The sequence below is a fragment of the candidate division KSB1 bacterium genome, from assembly GCA_034506395.1.
Lineage (GTDB): Bacteria > Zhuqueibacterota > Zhuqueibacteria > Thermofontimicrobiales > Thermofontimicrobiaceae > Thermofontimicrobium.
Map to the genome: position 1 here is coordinate 53,707 of JAPDPQ010000015.1, position 15,440 is coordinate 69,146.

Consider the following 15,440-nt stretch of genomic DNA (forward strand, 5'->3'; position numbering starts at 1 on the left):
CCTTTGATTCTCGTTTGTCGTTATCCTTTTAAAAGCGGTCTATTCCGAGATCAGCGCATTCCAGCAGATACGAATTCACCGAACAACGTTCGACCTTCTGCTGCCACGATTTTCACCTCAACCAAACGGCCGACCATCGTTTGGTCGCCCTGAAACACGACGATTTTATTGGTCTCGGTGCGACCCATATATTGAAACCGCTTGGATTTTCTGCTAGGCCCTTCTACCAAAATCTGGGCAAAGGTTCCAATCAATTTTTGGTTATTCTCCAGGGTAATGGCGTCCTGAAGCGCATTGAGTCGTTGTAATCGCCGGACCTTTTCCGCTTCGGAGACTGTTTCCTTCAATTGATAGGCAGCAGTCCCCTCCCGCGGCGAATATTTGAACACAAAAATCCCGTCAAAACGGGCCTGTTCCACCAGTTGGACCGTCAATTCAAAGTCCTGTTCCGTCTCACCCGGGAACCCCACAATGATGTCGGTGTACAAACCGACATTTGGGATTTTGGCCCGCAATGATTCAATCAAATTGACATATTGCTCTCGCGTATATTTCCGATTCATCAATTGCAAAACATGATCCGAACCCGACTGAACTGGCAAATGAAGATGATTACAGATTTTTGGGTGGTTCGCCATCGCATCGATCAATCGAGGCGAGAGGTCCTTTGGATGAGATGTGGCGAATCGCACCCGCTGAATACCGGGAACCTCTGCCACCATCCAAATTAGATCCGCAAAATCATGGTCACCATCATGATAAGAATTGACATTCTGCCCTAGCAGCGTTACCTCGACGAAGTTTTGTTGGACCAACTGCCGAACCTCTCGGACCACATCATTGGCAGCACGGCTTCGCTCCCGCCCTCTGACATAAGGCACAATGCAATAAGAACAAAAATTGTTGCAGCCGCGCATGATCGCTACCCAAGCACTCACTCCCGATGAGCGACTGGGGTACATTTCGCTGTAAATTTCATGATTATCGAATTCAGCCAGTTTAAATTGGTTATCACGAGAGCCATTGTTGAGTTTCTCCAGAATCTCTGGTAGGCTGCGATAATTATCCGGGCCAAGCACAAAGTTAATGAATGGCTTTTGATGCAACAGCTCATCTTGTAGGCGCATGGCCATACAGCCAAGAACGCCAATAATCATATCAGGACGTTGCCTTTTTAAGAAGCGAAGAGCGTCCAACCGGCCAAACACGCGATTTTCCGCGTGCTGCCGAACACTGCACGTATTCACCAGAATCAAATCTGACTCATTTAACGATCTCGCAGGCTGATAGCCTGCCCGATCCAAAATTCCAGCCACCAGCTCGGAATCATACTTATTCATCTGGCAGCCATAGGTTTCGATGTAATATTTTTTGATCTTTTCTTTCATTCTGACAAAATCAAAAATTCAGCCCCCACTGACACAACTTTAATCACCATTTCTTCAACTGCTATTCTCGCGAATAATCATCGAATTTTCCTCAATGCAGCAATTTAAAGCAAATCGCTGCTCTTGCCTTTATCGAGCATTTGAATTAAATTCGAAGGATGCATTTTTGATCAGGCTATAAATTATACTAATATTTTGATTAAATGTCAATGAATTTGTTTATCCATCGAATGAGCCAAATAGATCTATCATGAAATCCTGCAATAGTGGCTTGCCCAACTCTACCAATAGCCAGATAATCTGTTTCCTACTACAAAATGCGGAAACGCCAAACCCTTGGTCGATATATCAATTTTTGATCATCGGATAAAATTCATGTTCTCCCGATGGCATCTTTGCAAGGCCTTGTTCATGGTTTATGCAAAGAGGATTTTAAAGCTCAGAATCAAATATCTTCCTTCTGATTCAACTATTTCTCATGCGCAGCCACGATTAAGGGGCAAAAATTGATCATAGGAGACGTCCCACAACCCAATTTGCTTCAGCTTGAACAACTTCGACTTCGCTAAGCTGATTGAAAAACTCGGTCTGGATGGGTGTTGCCACCCTGGCATAATTATCGGTCCACCCAAACATCCATTCGCCTTTATTTTTCGTTTCCCAAAGCACCCTCAGCTTTTTCCCAATCAGCCCTTCGAGAAATTTTTGCTTTTTTATTTTCCCCAATTGACGAAGAGATTCGCTGCGCTGCTTAACCAACCGGGGATCAATCTGAGATTTAAGCTGGGCAGCCTGGGTCCCAGGTCGTGCCGAATAACTAAACACATGAAGATAGGTGAACGGCAAACGTTCAATGAAACGATAAGTATTTTGAAATTGCTGCTCGGTCTCTCCCGGAAATCCAACAATCACATCGGTACCCAGACCACAATCTGGAAACTGCTTAACGATCCGCTCGATGAGTCGCTCATAATCCTGGGAGGTATAGTCCCGATTCATATTGCTGAGGACATCATCATCTGCGCTCTGCAACGGGATATGGAAATGGTGGCAGATTTTTTCGGAACGACCGATCCATTCAATGAGCGCATCATCGATCTCACGAGGTTCCAAGGAGCTTAGGCGAATCCGCTTCAAGCCCTCGATGCGTTCGAGCTGTTGCAACAGGTGGAGTAGGTTGATCGGCGGAATAAGATCTTTGCCATAGCGACCGATATGCACCCCAGTGAGCACTATTTCCAAGTGGCCATGATTTACCAGCGCTTGCGCAGATTCGATGACCTTTTGCAACTCATCGCTGCGGCTTTTGCCCCGGGCCAATGGGACAGTGCAATAAGAACATCGGCTATCACACCCATCCTGGATCTTAAGAAACGCTCGTGTATGGTTAAAAAACTTCCCAGGGCTCGGCTTGATAAAGCGCTCGTTCTTGGAAATGGCATGGTAGGGTTTAGAAAGATCTAGTTGCTGGTTCAATAGCTCGACCAGTTCGAACTTCACATCACTTCCCAGAACAAAATCAACGCCGTCGATCGCTTGCAACTTCTCTGGCGCGAGTTGCGCAAAACATCCAACCACGGCAATCCGAGCTTGCGGCGATTGGTGCTTTGCCCGTCGGATTATCTGCCGACATTGATAATCGGTCTTGCTGGTAACCGTGCAGGTATTGATGACGCAAATGTCGACTGGTTCTCCAAATGGGACGATCCGATACCCAGCTTGCTCGAACTGTTCTGCCAGAATCGCAGTCTCAGCCTGATTCAATTTGCATCCTAGTGTATAAAAGCTCACTTTTTTCATGGTACTGGTATAAATGTCCTGTCGCTCAATTTGTTCCATTCTATCTTAATGGCTTTGCATCGATAGTAGATTCCCATTGGCTCAATTTTTCAGACCCAACTTATCATCTCGATCGGACATCATCAAAAATTATTGCTTGCTTTCCTCTCGATTTTAATTTATATTAACATCTTCATAAAAACAAGGAGAAAAACATGCGCCATCGTATTCGCGCGGCTGGCCTCATAATCGACGGCAATTCCATCCTATTGGTACACCATTGCAACGAGGCTCGTGGAGTTGAGCTCTGGATTCCGCCTGGAGGTGGACTAATCATAAGCGATCATTCGATTTTTGATACGGCAAGACGCGAAATTTTTGAGGAAACAGGACTCAGTGTTGAGGTCTCACGGATCGGCTATATCCGGGAGTTTCGAGATATTCAGAATCAAATTCATCATATCGAATTTTTCATGCCGGTCGATTCGTATTCTGGAAATCTTACCATTGCAAATGTCCCAGAAGGCGATGAAGATCATCCGCTCATCAAATCAGTGCAATGGATCCAACGAGCCGAATTACACCGCATTCCAGTTTATCCCGATTGGCTGGTCAGCGATTTCTTTTGGTGCGAGGCGTCTCAGAATTTCCCAATGACCCGCTACATTGAGTCGTCGATTGGCTCTAAAAAATTGTAGCAATCATTCTGTAACATCTTGGTTCACTTTCTCAGACAAATAGAGACCGCAAGGCTTTTTATCTTTTTGCCTGGATCGCAGGTTTCGGCTTAATTTTTGTGCAGAATGATGAATTCTTTGCTCGAGGAATAAATCGATGGGCCAGGTCATTCTAAAATCGGGCCGCGAAAAATCAATTATTCGTCATCACCCCTGGATTTTTTCTGGAGCGATAGAACGTGTCGAAAATGGTATCAATCTGGGCGAGACAGTTGACATCTTATCAGCGAATGGAGATTGGTTGGCTCGAGGCGCTTATTCACCCCATTCGCAAATCCGCGTGCGCATCTGGAGCTGGGATATCAACGAGCAGATCAATTCTGAATTTTTCTTCAATCGGTTGCAACGAGCCATCCGAATGCGAGCGAATTTGATCGATGAAAACCGCATCACAGCTTATCGACTTGCGAATTCTGAATCAGACGGTCTGCCAGGATTAATCGTCGATCGCTATGGGGACTTTTTGGTTTGCCAATTTCTTTCGGCAGGTGCTGAGTATTGGAAGAATGAAATCGTTGGCGCGCTACATCAGCTTTTCCCATATGCAAATATTTACAACCGCTCAGATGTGGAGGTAAGGCAGAAAGAGGGGCTGTCTCCCAACCGTGGCGTGCTTTGGGGGGATGCCCCACCAGAGTTGATAGAAATCCAAGAGGCGGATGTTCGCATGCAGGTTGACATTTTGAACGGGCATAAGACAGGCGCTTATTTGGATCAACGAGAAAACCGAATGTCAATCGCCCCTTTTTGTCAAGGAAAACACGTGCTGAATTGTTTTGCCTATACGGGAGGATTTGGGCTTTGGGCAATGCGCGGAGGTGCGAGGCATGTGATCAATATCGAATCCTCTCCCTATTTTATCCAGTTAGCCGAGCGAAATATCGTAGCCAATGGTTTTAACCCAAGTCAATTTGAACAAATTCCAAAAGATGTATTTCAGGTATTGCGTCAGTTTCGCGAGCTCAACCGCAAATTTGACATCATCGTCCTCGATCCCCCTAAGTTTGCTGAATCCGCCAACCAACTTTCAAAGGCCAGTCGCGGATATAAAGATATCAATTGGCTTGCGTTTCAATTATTAGATCCTGGCGGATTGCTTTTTACGTTTTCTTGTTCGGGCCATGTTTCTCTAGACTTATTTCAAAAAATCGTTGCTGACGCTGCTCTGGATGCTGGTCGTGAGGTGCAAATAATTCGATATCTGAATCAGTCAGCCGATCACCCGATTTCGCTGAATTTTCCTGAGGGGAGATATTTAAAAGGGATTGTTTGTCGGGTGATTTAATACACTTAGGAAACCCAGATCTTTTTCTACCCTCATTGTTCGCCCAAACCGCATCTTTTCAGATGATCTATTATGTTTCTCCACTAATATTAATTTGCATCTCTCTATCCACCTAATACAGACAACCCATTGGATAGCCTAATACACCCATGCATTGGTGTCTGATCACCCGTTGGGAATTTTTTTAAGGCTGCACTTTTATTTTTCACTATTTTTAATCTCCTTGCCTGCTCAGCCGATCCACTAGCGAATACACACACGGAATCACCAGCAACGTCAAAAATGTCGACGTCGTCAGACCGCCAATCACCACAGCGCCTAACGGCTGCAATGCTTCGCCGCCTTCGCCCAGACCCAATGCGATAGGGATCATGCCAAAAATGGTCGTCAGCGAGGTGATCAGGATCGGCCGCAAGCGGAGCGTTCCCGCCTCGATGATCGCCTCGTCTTTGCTCATGCCTTTGGCTCGCAATTGCAGAATAAAATCGATCAGCAAAATACCGTTGTTCACCACAATTCCCACCAGCATGATCGATCCCAACAGCGCATTCATGCTCAGCGCCGCACCGAAGATGAACAGCCCCAGAAACACGCCGATCAGCGCCAGCGGGATGGTCATGGCGATGGTGAACGGATGCAGGAACGAATTGAACTGCGTGCCCATCACCACATAGACCAGAAAGATGGCGATGACCAATGCCGTCAACAGGCTTTTGAACGAGTCGGCGATGGCTCTGGATTGACCGCCGTAGGTAATGAAATAATCAGATGGCAGGTTCAGCGAGGCAAGTTTGTTTCGCACCTCGGCCACCACCTGGCGCTGGTTCCTGCCTGCCACATCGGCTTTGATCTCGATCACCCGCTGCTGATCGAACCGTTTGATCTCGCTGGGCGCCCGCTCCAGCGACACCTCGGCTACGGCTCGCAATGGCACAATGCTGCCCTTCATGGTGGTCAGCGGCAAATCCAGCAGCTCGTTGACATCTTTGATCTTGCTGGCGTCAGCCGAAACCGTGATATCATACTCTTTGCCAAAACTGCTCAATCGAGTGGCCGCTGAGCCCAGCACGGCCAGCCGCACCGCTCCCGCAATCTGGCTATTGGATAAACCCAGATCGGCAGCTTTGAGTCGGTTGATCCGAATACTAAATTCCGATAGCCCCTCGGCCAGCGAGCTGGTGAGGTTCACCACGCCAGGCACTTCTTTGACGATATTGGTGGCCCTGGCGCCGATCTCCTCCAGCACTGCCAGATCATCGCCCGCAATGCGAACATTGACAGGCATTTGTTTCATGCCCTCGGTCACTTCGATCTGTCGCACCACCACTTTGGTACCGACCAGCGAACTGTAGCGGTTGCGAATGTCCTCCATAATGGATTGAATCTGGGGCACAAATTGTGGTTTCAAATTGACGGTGATCGCTGCAAAATTCGATTTCAAATCGCCACGGGCCGAAGCCACCCCGATGACCGAATACACCTGATCGACCTCGGTTCGCTGGAGGATTTCCGATTCCACTTTCTGGGAAATAGCGTCAGTGAATTCCAGCCTGGTCCCCTCTGCCAGCGTCAATTCCACCCGAAATTCGCCCTGATTAATGGATGGCAGCAGTTCGACGTCCAGCAATCTCGGAAAAATGGCGATGCTTAATACCAAAACCAGAACGGCCAAGAATATCGTCAGCAGCCGATGGCCCAAGGCCCAGCGCAATGAGGCTCGATAGGTCTGCGTTAATCGCTCGAAGAAATTTTGCCAGGCCCGCACCACAAAGCCCAGCCGAGAGGTGCCCAGCTCGATTTTCATCAGCCGAAAGCTGAGCAATGGCACAATAGTTAAAGCAACAATGACCGAAATGGACAAAGCAAAAACAATAGTCAGCGCCAACTCGCCTAACAGCACGGCAAACAATCCCACCAGAAACGCCAGTGGGAAAAATACCACCACTGAGGTCAACGTCGAAGAAGTGATGGCCGATGCCACTTCGCTGGTGGCATTGACCACCGTAGTGAACCGATCCTCCCCTCGCCGTTCTCGCAAATTGCGAAAGATATTTTCGATCACCACCACCGAAGCGTCCACAATCATGCCCACGCCCAGCGCCAAACCGCCCAGGGAAATGGTGTTGATCGTCAATCCGAACCAGTCGATCAAAAAGAATGTAGCGATGATCGAAATGGGAATGGAGAGCATGATGATCAACGTATTCCGAAAACTGCCGAGGAAGATGAGCAACACGATCGAAGCAAGTAACGCCCCAATCGCCGCATTATTCAGCACGTTTTGAATGGATTTTTTGATGAACAACGACTGATCTCGAATGATCGTCACCTGAATGTCCTGCGGCAGGATTTTTTTGATGGTCTTCAGCTCCTCCTTCACCTCATCGCACATGGCCACGGTATTGCCGCCGCTCTTTTCTCGGATGGCCAGACCGATCAGCAATTTGCCGTTCAATCGAGTGACAGAAAGCTGCTCTTTATTTTCCAAAGTCACCTGGGCGATGTCTTTCAAATAGATCAGGACGCCGTTATTGGCGGCCACGATGATATTCTCAATGTCCTCCACCTCGCTGAACTTGCCAACGATGCGGATGAAATAGTTGCGCAGCTCGCTCTGGATTTTGCCTGCAGGCACATTCAGATTTTCGCTGGCCAGGGCGGCAGTCACCTGCCCCAGAGTCAATCCGTACGCATAGAGCCGATCGGGATCGACTTTGACCGCCACCTGCTGTTCGTAGCCGCCAAAGGTCTGCACCGTGGCCACATTTTCCAGTCGCAAGAAGCGGTTTTTCAGTTTCGTCTCTACATAATCCCGCACCTCGTTCAGATCCCGCTGATCCGAGTTAAATCCCAATTCGATCCCTGGCGGCAGAAAATCCTGAACTTGTAAAACTCGTGGCTCCAGCGCTTCCCGTGGGAAACGGCTGCGGGCTTTGTTGGTTCGCTCCTGCACCTTCAGCTTGGCATCATCAAAATCGATGCCCCAGCCGAAGCGCACCAGCACCTGGCACATCCCTTCCATGCAGGTCGTTTCCAGCTCCTCCACGCCATCGATGGTGCTCAGCTCCTCCTCCAGCGGCTTGGCGATCTGCTCCTCCACCTCCAGCGGCGCCACACCAGGATACGGCGCAATGATAATGAGCGATGGCGCCACAAACTCAGGCCAGAAAGACACAGGTATATTCGGAATGGATAATAATCCAATGACCACCACACTCAAGGTGATCAATATCGTTCCTACTCGTCGTTTGATACTTAGCTCAGCTATCTTCATCTATGTCCCTATCAATAAAATTCAGTTTTAATTTGAAAGCAAATAGCATGGTGCATGGCACATGGCGCTTGAAATTTAGAACATGGGTGCTTTTTGTCGTCCCCCCCTTTGAAGCGACCGAAGGAAGTGTCCGCCAGTTGGCGGATAATGGGTCAGGGGGGGATGTTAACTGATTCCAAATTGAACAACAAATAACCCTAAAACCAATTTGCTTTCAATCTCGATTCTCCATGCCATTTACCCCATGCGCCATGCTCCAAGCCCCATGCCCCATGCTCTATGCAACTCATTCCCCTTCGATTCGCACTTCCGTCCCATCCTCCAGCAAGTTCTGCCCCAATACCACGACCTGATCCCCAGCCTTCAAATCCCCCTGCACTTCGATCAAGTCGTTCACCATCGCTCCCGTCTGCACCCGCACCTGCTTTGCCTTGCCATCATCGATGCGGAACACATAGCGATTGGCGCCCGTGCGGACGATCGCATCCAGCGGCACCACCAGCCCCGTATGGTCGCCAAGTTTGACGTAGCAGCGGGCAAACATGCCAGGCTTAAGCTTCAAATTTGGGTTGTCGATGGAAATTTTCACCGTGGCCATGCGGGACAGCCGATCGAGCACAGGATCGATCTCAGCGATTTTGCCCACCAGTCGCTCGTTCGGATAGGCATCCAGCTCCACCGAAACCGTCTCGCCAATTCTGATCTGGCGGAGATTGGCTTCGGAAACTTTGCCATTCATATAAATTGGCCGCAAGCCACTAATGGTATAAGCTGGCTTTTGTACCGAGACCCGACTGCCGATCTCCACCTGATCGCTGGTGATCACCCCGCTGTTTGTCGCTTCGATCCGCACCCTGGCGAACTCCATGCCTGGCACATCCTGCTGCACCTCAGCAAGCACCTGGTCTTTGCGAACGAAATTTCCTAGAGAGACCGACTCCGAAACTACGATGCCATTGGCTCGTGGAAAAACCTCCACTTGAAACGTCGGCGCCAACTCCCCTGTGATCTTGATCTGCTCCGCAATCAGCATCTCTTGAACCTTTGCCGCCCGCACGGCAACCACCGCTGCTTCGGGCTTGGCCGTGCTCATCGAGTCCTGCTTTTTCCCACAATTTAGAATGAATAACGTAGTGAATATCATTAAAAAGATTTTTCGCATTTTGTTTCTCCTGCAAAAGATTTTATTGTCTACCTGGTATTGGATATTGGTTATCAGACAACGGATATTCGGAATCAGCATCTAATTTATCAGGTAAAGAATTTGAGTTTACTCTTTACATAAAAATCGGAATGTCATGCCTGCGAAGGCAGGCACCCCATACCTAATCTTATTCTACCCAAAGATTCCTGCATCCGCAGGAATGACAAGCCACAGAATGTCATGCCTGCACATGCAGGCATCCCATGCCTAATGTGATTCTACCCAAAGATTCCTGCATCCGCAGGAATGACAAAGTATAGAATGTCATGCCTGCGCATGCAGGCATCCCATGCCTAATGTGATTCTACCCAAAGATTCCTGCATCCGCAGGAATGACAAGCCACAGAATGTCATGCCTGCGCTTGCAGGCACCCCATGCCTAATCTTATTCTACCCAAAGATTCCTGCATCCGCAGGAATGACAAAGAATAGAATGTCATGCCTGCACATGCAGGCACCCCATGCCTAACGTGATTCTACCCAAAGATTCCTGCATCCGCAGGAATGACAAAGAATAGAATGTCATGCCTGCGAAAGCAGGCACCCCATGCCTAACGTGATTCTACCCAAAGATTCCTGCATCCGCAGGAGTGACCTCTATTCATATCCCTTTAATGCAAAAAGAACCCGTCAACTTCTCCCATCAACTACCCACTGCAACTGATAACTGATCACTGATTACTGGCAACTGATCACTGATCACTGGCAACTGATCACTGACCAACTGATCACTGCACCGCAAACCACCCAAAATCCTCCATTGCCCGACACAGCTCCAATTTGGTCATCACATGATTAAAAATGGCCTGGGTTCGGAGCAACTCGCTCTGGGACAGCGTATGCTGGGCATCCAGCACCTCGATCGAGGAGATCAGGCCATCCCGATACTGCTGTTCCGCTACCTGCAGCGCCTGTTTCGCCAGGACGATGTTCTCCTCCTGCGTCTTGATCTTATCCTCGGCCTGACGCAGCGCAATGATCGCCTGTCGCACCTGCAAGCGAATCAGATCTTCGATCTCCTGCTCCTGCAATTTGATCTGTTGCTGCTGCAATTCCGCCTGCTGCACCTTATGGGACGTGGCAAAACCATCGAACAACGGCACCGCCAACTGGACACCCACATTGTAGTTATCCACAAATTTATCTGGGTTCAGCGGATCAAATCCATTGACTACATTGTAGCCCGAGAATAAAAACAGATTGGGCTTGTTTCCGCTTTTGGCCAATGCAATCTGACTCTGACTCATCTGCTGCTGCAACCGAATCGCTTGAATATCCGAACGCACCGAGGTCGCTTTGCTAATAATTTCAGCCTCATCCAATCGGACAGGTTTGAATTCAAATTTACCAGCCACCGCCACCTGATCACTGTCCCTGCCAATTACTTTTGCCAGGAACATCTTGCTTTTTTCGAGATTCGCTAACGCCTCGCTATGGGCACTCTGCGCATTCTTCAATTCCACCTCGGCCCGCAGCAGTTCCAATCGGGGCACAATTCCCGCCTGAAAGCGATCCTGAGCGGTTTTCAGATGCCGTTCCGCCCGCTGCACGCTCTCCTGACGCAGTCGCACCACCTCTTCGTTGAGCAGCACGGCATAGAACGCCCGCAGCACCTGCTCGGTCAGCTCGACCTTCTTTTGTCGCCGCTGCACCTCAGCCAACGAGCGCCCCACCTGCGACATCTCGATGGTGCTGTTGATACGTCCCCAGGTGACTATTGGCAGTTGCAGCTTCACATCCACATTCACCCGATTCGGCGTGCCGAATTGAAATGTCCGACTCACCCCGCCCATCGGGATCGTGAACGAAGTAATCTTGCCGATCCGAGTGTAGAGCCCACTCAACCCAATGCTGGGCCAGAGCTGCGCCTTTGCTTCCGCCACCTGCTCGACCGCAACTTCTGCCCCCAAATCTGCCACCTGGAGCATCCGACTGTTCTTAAACGCCAATTGCAGACAGTCCTCCAAAGTCAAAGCATCCTGGCCGAATCCTGGTCGAACCAGCAACCCAATGCTAATTATGATCGATGAAATTTTGATCCAGTTTCTAATCATTCTTCTCATTCCTATGTTTGAAAAATCTCCAATGATCAATTTCCAAATCACAAACAAATCTCAAAATCAAAACTTCAAATTCAAAATATCTCTCAGATCCATGCTTTTGGTCATTGGTTTTTGAGATTTGTTTGAATTTTGGTATTTGCCTTTTGGGATTTAATTTTTTAGGTTGATAATTCTAAAGCTCCACTTCAGTGCTTTGCGCAATTTTTTCTTTTCATCGTCAAACAATCATTCATCATTTATAAAAATCATCAGCGCTCGTTTTATCATCCGTGGGAACTATCATCCGTTGGGAAAAATCAGTTTTTAACAGGACGATGGATGATCTTCAGGATCGTCTCCAACGCCTCCACCAATTCGATCTGCTCATCTTCAGTCAGCGGCTCCAGCACCTTTCGATAGCAATCGTTCATCACATCCCTTCGTCGCTCCAGGATCTTCTCCGCCCTTTTCGATAATTTGAACACTGTAATCCGCCGATCATTGGGATCCTTTTCCCGCAGCAATAGATTTTGTTGCACCAGCCGCTCCACCATCTCGCTGGCTGTGCTCTGGGCAATATGCAACTGCTGCTGCAGATCATGGATCGACATCGCTCCCCGATGCTTCACCAGCATCAGCACCCGATATTGCGCCAGCGAAAAATCCGCCCCTCGGGACGCCTCACTGGCCAGATTGTGAAAAAAATGCATCATCGGGATGAACGCATTGGAAAAGCGCTCCAGCATCTCATCGAATTTCGATTCCATCAGCTCTCCATAAAAAAAATCGCTTTCCGATATATCGGAAAGCGATATAATAATAAAAAATGGGGAAAATGTCAAGGATTTTTTTTTGACAGGATTGGAAAATGGGATTTTCTGATTGAAGAGCTATGCGATGTTTTCATCTATTCGTTATTTTTTTCCAACGGATCGAAACAACCCAACGGATGCAAAATTGACAGCAAAATATCCGTTGGCTTCAACTATCCGTTGGGCCAACAATAAAATGTCAAATCATCTCCCAACTGATAGATGAATCCAACTGATAAAAACCCTAAAAAAATCCGCTGGCTTCATCTATCCGTTGGGGGGATCCATTTTCATCCAATTTTGAAGATCAATCTTAAATTTCATTTTGCTCCACTATTCAGTGCCCGCAAGCCGTTGAACACGACCATCAAGCTCGCTCCCATATCGGCAAACACGGCCATCCAGAGCGTAGCCAGGCCAGGGATGGCCAGCGCCACAAAAATCGCCTTCAGAAATAGCGCCGTGAAAATATTCTGCTTGATAATGCGCCCTGTTTTTCTGCTCAGCGCTTTGAGATAGGCCAGCTTGCCCAGATCATCCTTCATCAACACGATATCGGCGGTCTCCAGAGCGGTATCCGTGCCCGAGCCACCCATGGAAATGCCCATCGTGGCCATAGCCAACGCTGGCGCATCGTTGATGCCATCGCCCACCATGGCCACCTCACCATATTGCGATTGCAATTTTTTGATCGCCGCCACTTTATCCTCGGGCAACAGCTCGGCAAGGAACTCATCGATCCCCACCTCCTGGGCGATGGCTTCAGCGGTCTGAAAATTATCGCCTGTCAGCATGATGGTCCGATGGATCCCCGACTGGCGCAACGCCTGAATGGCCTGGTCGGTCCCAGGTCGCAGCGCATCGGCGATGGCGATGATCCCTAACACCATTTCCTCTTTGCCCAAAATAATAGCCGAAAAATTCTTGCGCTCCAGTCGTTCCAGATGTTCATGGATCTCAGCTTCGCACCAACCGTTTTCCTCGAATAGTCGATGGTTGCCAATCAAATAGGTCGTGCCAGCGATGGAGGCTCGCACGCCTTTGCCCGTCAGCGACTCGAACTTCTCGATCGGCCGAAAAGCGATTCCTTTTGACTGTGCATACTCCACAATGGCCTCTGCCAGTGGATGCTCGGAGCGGGACTCCAGCGAAGCAGCGATGGTCAAAATCTCATGCTCGGAAAAATTGTTGATGGGAATGATCGCCTGCACCCGTGGCTGTCCCAGCGTCAGCGTGCCTGTCTTGTCGAACGCCAGCGCTTTGAGACGACTGAAATTTTCCAGATAGGCGCCACCCTTGATGAGAATGCCGTTGCGGGCAGCATTGGTCAGGCCGCTCACGATGGTCACGGGCGTGGAGATGACCAGGGCACAGGGACAGGAGATGACCAGCAACACCAGCGCTCGATAGAACCATTCCGTGAACGTCCCATGGAACACGACTGGTGGGACAATCGCCAGCAGCACGGCCAGCGCCACCACCGCAGGGGTGTAATATCTGGCAAACCGCTCCACAAAACTCTGGGTTGGCGCTTTTTTCGCCTGGGCTTGCTCCACGAGATGGATGATCCTCGAGAGCGTCGAATCTGCAAACTTTTTGGTGACGCTCACCTCCAGCGTTCCCTTCTCATTGATCGAACCCGCAAAAACCTCGTCATCGATCGATTTGGCCACAGGCAGGCTTTCGCCAGTGATGGGCGATTGGTTGACGAATGAAGCGCCCGCAACGACCCTGCCATCCATGGGGATGCGTTCGCCAGGCTTGATGATGATAATTTGCCCGATATCGACCTGATCGACAGGAACTAACTTTGCTCCTGATTCATCTTTGACGAGAGCGACATTGGGTGCTAGCGCCATCAGCGATTGGATCGACTTTCGAGCACGGTCGAGGGAATAGGATTCCAGCAATTGGGCCAGCGCAAACAGGAAGATCACCATGGCCGCCTCGGACCATTCGCCGATGATCATGGCGCCGATTACAGCGATGGACATGAGAAAATTCATGCCCAGCGTCAAATGCTTGGCTTCAGCCCAGCCTTTTTTGAAAATATGAAACCCACCAGCAATGACGGCAATGAATAAAATTGGAATAGCGATCCGATTATCGATCTGAAGGTAGCGCAGGATTCCCCCCAGCACGGCGAACACGCCTGAGATCACGGTGAGGATCAGCATTTTATGGCGCTGCCAGAATGAGGGCTTGGCTTTTTGGCTCACCCGCTCCGCCAGTTCCGAGCGAAAACCCAATTCTTCCAGAGCCCGCTGGATATCACTGATGGGACAGCGATGCTCCACGATCAATTGGTTCGCCACTAGATTGAATTGGATGGTCTCAACGCCTGGCATTTTTTTCAAACGAGCTTCGATGGGGCGTGATTCATCGGGACAGTCCATACCTGAGACGATCAGTGTGGTTCGTTGCAGCGGGTTCGCCTCAGTGACGGAATAGCCGAGTTCGCTCACGGTTTTTTGGATCGACTCGACATCCACTGGCGCATCCAGGGATTCGACTTCTAATCGAGCCTGAATAAAGTCAACCTTTGCCAGCTTGACACCAGGTAGCCGCCCCACTTGCTTTTCGATTTTTAAAGCACAGTCGGCACAATCCATGCCGTTAATTTTAAACTGTAAGATTTTGTCCTGAGACATTCAATTCCTCTGCGATCCTATGTTCTACATAAATTTCAAATCTAAAAAATCAAAGTTGATCCATGAATCTTTTAATTTCTTCTGCGACCTTTCATTTCTGTGGCATTCCAGTTCTGGGGGAGAAAATATACCTCCCACAGAATTGATATCCCATAGAAATGAAAAGAATTTTTTCTGCACGCAGAATTGAAAGCACACAGAAATCTTTTCAAGTCTCTTTTCTGCAACCTTTCATTTCTGTGGCCAAAGAAACAAATCATTCTGGGAA

The 15,440-nt window shown here is 49.0% G+C and carries 9 protein-coding genes; 2 read left to right on the plus strand and 7 right to left on the minus strand.

What is annotated here, in order from left to right:
• Nucleotides 1–50: 50 nt before the first annotated feature.
• Both miaB and mtaB read right to left on the minus strand, forming a co-directional pair.
• Entirely contained in the window at nucleotides 51–1,388 is a 1,338-nt protein-coding gene (miaB, locus tag ONB37_11325) for a tRNA (N6-isopentenyl adenosine(37)-C2)-methylthiotransferase MiaB (protein ID MDZ7400746.1), read from the minus strand.
• A 510-nt stretch (nucleotides 1,389–1,898) separates the two neighbouring features.
• Nucleotides 1,899–3,227 carry a tRNA (N(6)-L-threonylcarbamoyladenosine(37)-C(2))-methylthiotransferase MtaB gene (gene mtaB / locus ONB37_11330; GenBank protein ID MDZ7400747.1) on the minus strand — a complete coding sequence of 443 codons (1,329 nt, stop codon included), beginning with the start codon at nucleotides 3,225–3,227 and terminating at the stop codon, nucleotides 1,899–1,901.
• 155 nt (nucleotides 3,228–3,382) lie between these two features.
• Between mtaB and ONB37_11335 the strand changes: the two genes are divergently transcribed.
• Together ONB37_11335 and ONB37_11340 are read left to right on the plus strand one after the other, a co-directional pair.
• Complete coding sequence (locus ONB37_11335; GenBank protein MDZ7400748.1) at nucleotides 3,383–3,865, plus strand: NUDIX hydrolase; 483 nt, start codon at nucleotides 3,383–3,385, stop codon at nucleotides 3,863–3,865.
• A 136-nt stretch (nucleotides 3,866–4,001) separates the two neighbouring features.
• The gene (locus tag ONB37_11340) at nucleotides 4,002–5,189 is read left to right on the plus strand and encodes a class I SAM-dependent methyltransferase (GenBank protein ID MDZ7400749.1); all 1,188 of its coding nucleotides are present in this window, start codon (nucleotides 4,002–4,004) and stop codon (nucleotides 5,187–5,189) included.
• Nucleotides 5,190–5,403: 214 nt separating this feature from the next.
• On the opposite strand, the gene ONB37_11345 is transcribed toward ONB37_11340, so the two are convergent.
• From ONB37_11345 to ONB37_11365, 5 genes are all read right to left on the minus strand, one after another.
• On the minus strand, nucleotides 5,404–8,463 hold the full coding sequence (locus ONB37_11345; protein MDZ7400750.1) for an efflux RND transporter permease subunit: 3,060 nt from the start codon (nucleotides 8,461–8,463) through the stop codon (nucleotides 5,404–5,406).
• A gap of 286 nt (nucleotides 8,464–8,749) precedes the next feature.
• Nucleotides 8,750–9,625: an efflux RND transporter periplasmic adaptor subunit gene (locus ONB37_11350; GenBank protein MDZ7400751.1), complete on the minus strand. Its 876-nt coding sequence runs from the start codon at nucleotides 9,623–9,625 to the stop codon at nucleotides 8,750–8,752.
• 770 nt (nucleotides 9,626–10,395) lie between these two features.
• Entirely contained in the window at nucleotides 10,396–11,721 is a 1,326-nt protein-coding gene (locus tag ONB37_11355) for a TolC family protein (protein ID MDZ7400752.1), read from the minus strand.
• A gap of 305 nt (nucleotides 11,722–12,026) precedes the next feature.
• A complete protein-coding gene (locus ONB37_11360) occupies nucleotides 12,027–12,476 on the minus strand; it encodes a MarR family transcriptional regulator (GenBank protein MDZ7400753.1) in 450 nt (149 codons plus the stop codon).
• A 365-nt stretch (nucleotides 12,477–12,841) separates the two neighbouring features.
• Nucleotides 12,842–15,172, minus strand: coding sequence for a heavy metal translocating P-type ATPase (locus tag ONB37_11365; GenBank protein ID MDZ7400754.1), 2,331 nt, complete (start codon nucleotides 15,170–15,172; stop codon nucleotides 12,842–12,844).
• Between the last annotated feature and the right edge of the window lie 268 nt (nucleotides 15,173–15,440).

Excerpts from the sequence above, each read along its gene's own strand:
- ONB37_11340 (MDZ7400749.1), top strand. The coding sequence starts at position 4,002 with ATGGGCCAGGTCATTCTAAAATCGGGCCGCGAAAAATCAATTATTCGT.
- ONB37_11365 (MDZ7400754.1), bottom strand. The coding sequence starts at position 15,172 with ATGTCTCAGGACAAAATCTTACAGTTTAAAATTAACGGCATGGATTGT.
- ONB37_11355 (MDZ7400752.1), bottom strand. The coding sequence starts at position 11,721 with ATGATTAGAAACTGGATCAAAATTTCATCGATCATAATTAGCATTGGG.
- ONB37_11345 (MDZ7400750.1), bottom strand. The coding sequence starts at position 8,463 with ATGAAGATAGCTGAGCTAAGTATCAAACGACGAGTAGGAACGATATTG.
- ONB37_11360 (MDZ7400753.1), bottom strand. The coding sequence starts at position 12,476 with ATGGAATCGAAATTCGATGAGATGCTGGAGCGCTTTTCCAATGCGTTC.
- mtaB (MDZ7400747.1), bottom strand. The coding sequence starts at position 3,227 with ATGGAACAAATTGAGCGACAGGACATTTATACCAGTACCATGAAAAAA.
- ONB37_11350 (MDZ7400751.1), bottom strand. The coding sequence starts at position 9,625 with ATGCGAAAAATCTTTTTAATGATATTCACTACGTTATTCATTCTAAAT.
- ONB37_11335 (MDZ7400748.1), top strand. The coding sequence starts at position 3,383 with ATGCGCCATCGTATTCGCGCGGCTGGCCTCATAATCGACGGCAATTCC.
- miaB (MDZ7400746.1), bottom strand. The coding sequence starts at position 1,388 with ATGAAAGAAAAGATCAAAAAATATTACATCGAAACCTATGGCTGCCAG.